General features: G+C 34.5%; 6 protein-coding genes. 3 read left to right on the plus strand and 3 right to left on the minus strand.

The annotated features are described in order from the left end of the window. Window positions 1-132 precede the first annotated feature (132 nt). From LXM54_RS27490 to LXM54_RS27500, 3 genes are read left to right on the plus strand one after another with little or no spacing between them, the layout of a single operon-like run. Entirely contained in the window at window positions 133-1,218 is a 1,086-nt protein-coding gene (locus tag LXM54_RS27490; RefSeq protein WP_000867971.1) for a tyrosine-type recombinase/integrase, read from the plus strand. Between the two features lie 2 nt (window positions 1,219-1,220). Further along, window positions 1,221-3,134 carry a tyrosine-type recombinase/integrase gene (locus LXM54_RS27495; protein WP_029658482.1) on the plus strand — a complete coding sequence of 638 codons (1,914 nt, stop codon included), beginning with the start codon at window positions 1,221-1,223 and terminating at the stop codon, window positions 3,132-3,134. 1 nt (window position 3,135) lies between these two features. Then, on the plus strand, window positions 3,136-3,501 hold the full coding sequence (locus tag LXM54_RS27500; protein ID WP_000619629.1) for a DUF6262 family protein: 366 nt from the start codon (window positions 3,136-3,138) through the stop codon (window positions 3,499-3,501). A 282-nt stretch (window positions 3,502-3,783) separates the two neighbouring features. Here the strand turns inward: LXM54_RS27500 and LXM54_RS27505 are convergent, their stop codons facing one another. The 3 genes from LXM54_RS27505 to LXM54_RS27515 form a co-directional block, all read right to left on the minus strand. Then, complete coding sequence (locus LXM54_RS27505) at window positions 3,784-4,200, minus strand: NAD(P)H-dependent oxidoreductase (protein ID WP_000855243.1); 417 nt, start codon at window positions 4,198-4,200, stop codon at window positions 3,784-3,786. Window positions 4,201-4,377: 177 nt separating this feature from the next. After that, a complete protein-coding gene (gene fexA, locus LXM54_RS27510; RefSeq protein WP_040928540.1) occupies window positions 4,378-5,805 on the minus strand; it encodes a chloramphenicol/florfenicol efflux MFS transporter FexA in 1,428 nt (475 codons plus the stop codon). Between the two features lie 253 nt (window positions 5,806-6,058). Beyond that, window positions 6,059-6,202: a hypothetical protein gene (locus tag LXM54_RS27515; protein WP_002360221.1), complete on the minus strand. Its 144-nt coding sequence runs from the start codon at window positions 6,200-6,202 to the stop codon at window positions 6,059-6,061. Between the last annotated feature and the right edge of the window lie 438 nt (window positions 6,203-6,640).

Raw genomic sequence — 6,640 nt, forward strand, 5'->3', positions numbered from 1 at the left:
TTTAAACATAGTATCCTAAACTAGAGTACTCTAAGTACTCGAAGTTTAGGATTTTTTAATTACAGTGCTTTAACTATTAAATATATAAGGGTATTATTAATAGTAGTTAAAGTATTTAAAGGTGGTGGAAAGATGAAGGTTCAGAAAGTAATTGTGGAGGAAAAATCATATCCGTTATACATACTGCTAGATAAAGAATTTGAAGTGATAGAACCGGTTAAGCGATTTATAAAGTACTTGGATAATACGGGCAAAGCTCCAAATACCATTAAAACATATTGTTATCATCTCAAGCTGTTTTATGAATTTATGAGCCAAAGTAGAATCGAATTAGGAGATTTACAATTTGAGGATTTAGCAAACTTTGTAGGATGGTTAAGAAATCCAGCAGGGCATTTAAAGGTAATAGATATACAACCAAAGAAGGCTAAAAGAGAGGAAACATCAGTTAATTCCATACTTAACGCTGTAACTAGTTTCTTAGAGTATTTAAATCGCACAGAAAATTTTAAAGCTATAGATATGTCTAAAGAAGCAAGAGGAAGAAACTTTAAGGGGTTTCTTCACCATATTTCTAAAGGTAGATCCTATAAAAAAAATATTTTAAAGCTTAGGGTCAAAAAGAAACTTGTACAAGTATTAGAACATGGACAAGTCAAAGCAATAATTGAGGCATGTCATACCAAAAGAGATAAGTTACTTATTATGCTTATGTATGAAGGGGGACTTCGGATAGGAGAAGCATTATCCCTTCGTATTGAAGATATTTCAACATGGGATAACCAGATTAACATCAGGCCAAGAGATCATAATGAAAATGGAGCTTATATTAAACTTAAAAAAGAAAGAACTATTGATGTAAGTAAGGAATTAATGGCATTATATACCGATTACTTAGTACATGAATATGGGGAAGATTTAGATCATGATTATATATTTATTAATCTTAAAGATTCTTATTTTGGCCACCCTCTAAAATATCAAAGTGTATTAGACTTAATAAGAAGACTAGGAAAACGGACAGGGATTACTTTCACTGCCCATATATTACGTCATACGCATGCCACAGAGCTTATTAGAAGTGGATGGGATGCTGCATATGTACAAAAAAGATTAGGGCATGCCCATGTACAAACAACACTTGATACGTATGTTCATCTTTCTGATCAAGATATGAAGAATGAATATAAAAAGTATCTTCAAGGGAGAGAAACATGACAATGAAATTTCCAAGTGTAGCAACTAATCGAAAGCTTATCGCTAGTACAGAGATTAATAAAAAAATAGCTAATATGACAAGTGTTTTAAAAGGTTATTGGGCAGCAGATAGATGGGATATAAGAATTTGTCCGCATCCTAGTGCAATTGAGTTAAGTAAGAATCCGTCACTAAGAAATCGTTGGGTAAATTTCGATAAGGTGGAAAATGTCTGGTTGAAAACAGAATTAAAATATTTTTATTACCTTCACTTGAATAATGGAGCTTGGAATGCAAAATCCGTTTGGATTAGAAAGGGAACAGTGATAAGCCGGATGATGGGATTTTTAAATTTAAAATATCCTAATATTACATCGATAACCGAAGTGCCTATAAAAAAAGCTTTGACAGAATACCGGACCTACTTAACAGAACAAAAAGTAAAAACTACGACTACTAATTACAAACTTGATGTAAATCAGCAGAAAGTTACTGTACATGCGAATTCCTATTACGTTACTCATCTTAAGCAGTTTATGGAATTCTATGAGGACTTCTATTTTGATGGGGAAGAATGGGAAAAAGATGTTTGGAATCGAAGAAAATTATCATTACCGGAAGATAAGGTAAACCCAACATCCTACGAATATACGATCAACTTTAAGGGTTTTAAGAATAATTATTTTAAAGAAATAGTTAAGCGATATTGTAAACTAATGTTAAACACAGCTAGCTTTTCTCACGTAGTAGATATAGCTTCAAAATTAAAAGAATTTTTTAATTTCATGAACAAAAATTGTGAAGGTATACAAAGGATTCATCAATTAACTAGAAATGAAATTGAGCAATATTTTAATTATATTAATTTAAAAGGTTTAAAACCCAGTACTGTAACTGGACGAATATCTACTTTAGACGTTTTTTTTACTACAATTCAAAGATATGACTGGAAGGATACACCTTCTAAGATCCTTATCTTTCAAGAAGATTACCCTAAAGTGCCGAAGGCACTACCACGTTATATTGATGAACATATACTTGAACAATTAAATGGGAAATTAGATAAATTGGAACCTTATATTGCTACAATGGTTATGGTACTTCAAGAATGCGGGATGCGTATCAGTGAACTTTGTACATTGAAAAAAGGGAGCGTCATAACCGATAAAGAAGGGGATTGCTTTTTAAAGTATTATCAGTGGAAAATGAAGAAAGAGCATATCATTCCTATTTCTAAAGAAATTGCTGCATTGATATTAGTTCAAGAGCAAAGGGTGGCTGATGAACTCGATGATGGATGTGTATATGTGTTTCCCCGAAAAGATTGCTCACCATTGAAACAAGATACCTTTAGGGTTAAATTAAATGAACTAGCTTATGAAGAAAAGATAACGGACAGCAACGGAGAAATTTTTCGTTTTCATGCTCATGCCTTTCGGCATACAGTTGGCACTAGAATGATAAATAACGGAGTGCCACAACATATTGTCCAGAAGTTCTTGGGTCACGAATCACCGGAAATGACGGCAAGATATGCACATATTTTTGATGAAACCCTAAAGAAGGAATTTACGAAATTTAAGGAAACCTTAGTAACGAATAACGGTAGCATTCTGGATTTAAGTGAGGAAAATACTGAAGCTGACAATACAGATCTTCAATGGTTTAAAAAGAATATCAATGCACAGGCACTTCCTAATGGCTATTGTCGGTTACCAGTAATTGCAGGACCATGTCCTCACGCAAATGCATGTTTAGATTGTACGAATTTCTGTACAAGTAAACAATTTCTTACTGAACATGAAGAGCACTTAGAGCGAACTAAAGAAATACTAAATAGGGCTAAACAAAACCAATGGCAGCGTCAGGTTGAAACCAATGAACGTGTTAAAAATAGATTAGAACAGATTATTCATTCGTTAAAGGAGACGAATTAAAATGATTAGAAAAGGTAACACAACTGCCATAGTTCAGCTAGCTAAAGACAAGTCGGAGAAAACAAGAATTAGGGTTGAAAAGACAATTTCAGAGATGGCATTGAAAGAAGAGAAGATTAATTTTAATTCCGTTGCACAAAAAGCAAATGTTTCAAAGTCATGGCTTTACAAACAAAAAGATATTAGAACTAGAGTGGAGACATTAAGAGGGATGCAGATAAGTGAGTTAACCCCCCGTAAACCTAGTAAAAGCCCTCGTTCAGAGGACGTATTAATAAAAACCTTAAAAAGCCGTATAAAGGCGTTAGAAGAAGAGAATGAACGGTTAAAGGATCAAGTTCAAAAATTACATGGCAAGCTGTTTTAGCAGATTTGTGTTTCTTGGAATTTATTGGGCACTTTGAATTGGCTACCTAAAATGAAATCGCTAAAACCTTCAATAACTTCAATAGCCCATTTCCCTAAATGTGTTAAGGGGAAATGGGCTTTCTTCTAGTATTGTTGGCATGATCGCAGAAGTGTTTTATGCTCTTAAATAATACTTTTTAATATATTGCAAATACTCATTAGCACTTTTCTGTATCTCTTCGCCCTTCATATCCGAATTAGCACCGTAAAGTACAAACTCTGGTACATATTCAGCATGAATCTATGCACATAAAGATTTGAATGGTGTTAACATCTGGGTTAATGTATGCTTGTTTTTACCCATACTTGTAAATTCACCTTTTTTTACGCCAGCTGATATAGCTAATCCTAATTTTCGATTATAAAATATTCTTTTACCCTTTGATCCGTAAGCCCATCCATATATAATCACTTCATCGATCCATTTTTTTAATAATGAAGGAGAACTATACCAATATAATGGAAATTGAAAAATAATATTATCATGATTTTCAACTAATTCCTGCTCTCTTTTTACATTTATAATAAAATCAGGATACTCTCTATAAAGATCATGAATGGTAATTTCGTTTGAATAAGACGCTGCTTTTTCTACCCAAACTTTATTGATTCGAGAATTTGGCATATCTGGGTGAGAAACGATCACCAATGTTTTCATTGTTTCATCCTTAACATACTCAACTTTCGCACCAATAAAACAGTGTACGAAAGTTGAGTTACTTAAAAGTATTCTATTCTAAGAAATTCAAATTTGCGTGATTCCTAAGCTATTTATTTACAGCTTAAACTATAGAAGATGAACTAAACAATAACTAATCTTTACATAACTAAGTTATTACCCACGCTTTTTTAAACCTAATCCAGCTATTAAGGCAATGAGTATTGCCCCTGTAGCTGCAAGGAACGCATCTGAGTAGGACATAGCGTCCAATATATATAATGGATTTATCGGCTCAGTAGCATCACGTCGAGCGGATAATAATGCTCCAATCATACCTGCTCCAGTTCCTGCTCCAAGGTACAAAGCACCTTGGAAAATCCCCATTCCGACACCAACCTTGTCTGCATCGAGTGCACTTACTGCGGCGTTATTTGCGGGAGAATTCGTGAATGCAAAAGCAATCCCTACTCCGAGGACCCCCACGGAAACTAACAGAGGTGAAGCACCAGATGCATAGGTGGACAAGAATAAGGTAGACAGCCCCATCAGAGTCATCCCAGTAATTATCAGACGTTTATCCCCAAATCGATCAGAAAGACGGCCAACGAAGGGAGATAAGATTGCAACAGCCACACCACCTGGCAACAATATCATTCCAGCCTGTCCAGAAGAGAGTCCATTCACCTCAACGACTAGTAATGGGACGAACACAAGAACAGCGAAATAAGCAAACATCGAAAAAAATGCAATTATGACCGTATTGACATAATCCTTGTTATTGAACAGGACAGGTGGTACAAATGGATTTTCTGCGGTAACAATTCTCCAAATAAATCCCACCAAAGCTACAACAGAACCAATTAGGCTAGTTAACGATGAGAACGAAGAAAAACCAGAAGTTTCTCCTTGAGTGATGCCAAAAAGGAGTAATCCTACTGTGAGGCCGAGGAATAAACCACCAATGAAATCAAAGTTCTTATTGCTTCCTACGGATTCTGCCGGTTTAATTGTCGGTAACGCGTAGTAGGCACCAATAACAATCATAATGGCTAACAAAAATGTGAACCAAAACAAGGCATTCCACCCTAAATATTGACCAACTACTCCACCAAATATTGGACCAGCAGCAGTTCCAACACCAATACTTCCTGCGATAATTCCCAAAGCTCCCCCACGTTTTCCTTGTGGGAAAACCTTCGAAATTGCAATGACTGATAGAACTGGAATTGCGGACATCCCAGCACCCTGAACCATTCTTCCCAAAACCAACAATGGGAGGTTCGGGGCAATTGCACATAAAAGACTACCACTTGCCAGAATCATAATGGCAAAGATATATAGCTTTCGTAACTCAAAAAAGTCTGAGATTCGACCATAAATCGGAACTCCAATCGCAAGAACAAGTGCAATACCACTAACTATCCAACTCACTTGAGATTTCGAAGCTTCTAAATCTTTGCTTATTAGTGGAAGTACGGGATTGACTAAATCAACCGTAATTGCAGCTACAAGTACAGATAGGGAGAGTACCATCATTAAAAGCCTAGTAGAACCCCTTTTTTCAGATTGAATCATTTCTTTAGATTTACTATCCTTTTTCATTTTATTTCCTCCTAAAATATATTGTGATTTTAGGAGGCTAAATCCACTGCTTTCACCATAAACCTCACCTCATATCTATTTATATTGTAAAACCAAATCAACGAACTCACCATATTTCTACAGCATGATTAAAGATTCGGTTCTCCAAACTAACTGAACTGATCAAACAAAAAAAAGGCACCAGTTTAACAACCGGTGCCTAATCATTCGTATGCATTTTTACAAATGCAATAGATTCATAAATTTTTGCCCATTATATAAAAGGAGGCAAAAAGTTTTCCGGTAGTGTTTCCATTTTTTGTTTTTGTGAAAAAGGACATACTGATCCCGTTGTACCTAAATCCCCTGAAACTTTTACATGCTTTCTAAACTCGACATTAATGAAATCAATTCCCATTACTTTTTGCCTCCTTTCTCATATTGTGATAATAACACAATAATAATTGATGAAAAAGAAATAATCAACCCTACTTTTTTGAAAACCAATTTAAAGCTTTACTACTTTTACTTACATAATAAAGGCAGGTGCAGTATAAACTTTTTTAAATAGGTCTTCTTTAACGAGCAGGTAGCGTCAGTTAAAGTAGATAATTTAAGATCGAAATCATATTATAGATATTCCGAAATTGGGCGTGATTGTTGCAGGTCAAAAGCTTAATTCCTCGATAAAATAAAAAGGAATTAGTTTTTTTATTTGTGGTACATTCTTCTGACCGTAATCAATTGTCATCTAATAATTACATTGTATTTTTTCATTTGATTTAACACGTTAAATATATGTTCTTAAAGTAAAAACATTGATGTTAATGGATTTTTAGTAATTTACTCTTGATAA

Origin of the sequence: Bacillus sp. Au-Bac7 (assembly GCF_021341655.1) — a bacterium.
Lineage (GTDB): Bacteria > Bacillota > Bacilli > Bacillales > Cytobacillaceae > Niallia.

Bases quoted from the DNA above. Each gene is read 5' to 3' on its own strand.
- LXM54_RS27505 (WP_000855243.1), bottom strand. From the start codon at position 4,200: ATGAAAACATTGGTGATCGTTTCTCACCCAGATATGCCAAATTCTCGA.
- fexA (WP_040928540.1), bottom strand. From the start codon at position 5,805: ATGAAAAAGGATAGTAAATCTAAAGAAATGATTCAATCTGAAAAAAGG.
- LXM54_RS27515 (WP_002360221.1), bottom strand. From the start codon at position 6,202: ATGGGAATTGATTTCATTAATGTCGAGTTTAGAAAGCATGTAAAAGTT.
- LXM54_RS27490 (WP_000867971.1), top strand. From the start codon at position 133: ATGAAGGTTCAGAAAGTAATTGTGGAGGAAAAATCATATCCGTTATAC.
- LXM54_RS27495 (WP_029658482.1), top strand. From the start codon at position 1,221: ATGAAATTTCCAAGTGTAGCAACTAATCGAAAGCTTATCGCTAGTACA.
- LXM54_RS27500 (WP_000619629.1), top strand. From the start codon at position 3,136: ATGATTAGAAAAGGTAACACAACTGCCATAGTTCAGCTAGCTAAAGAC.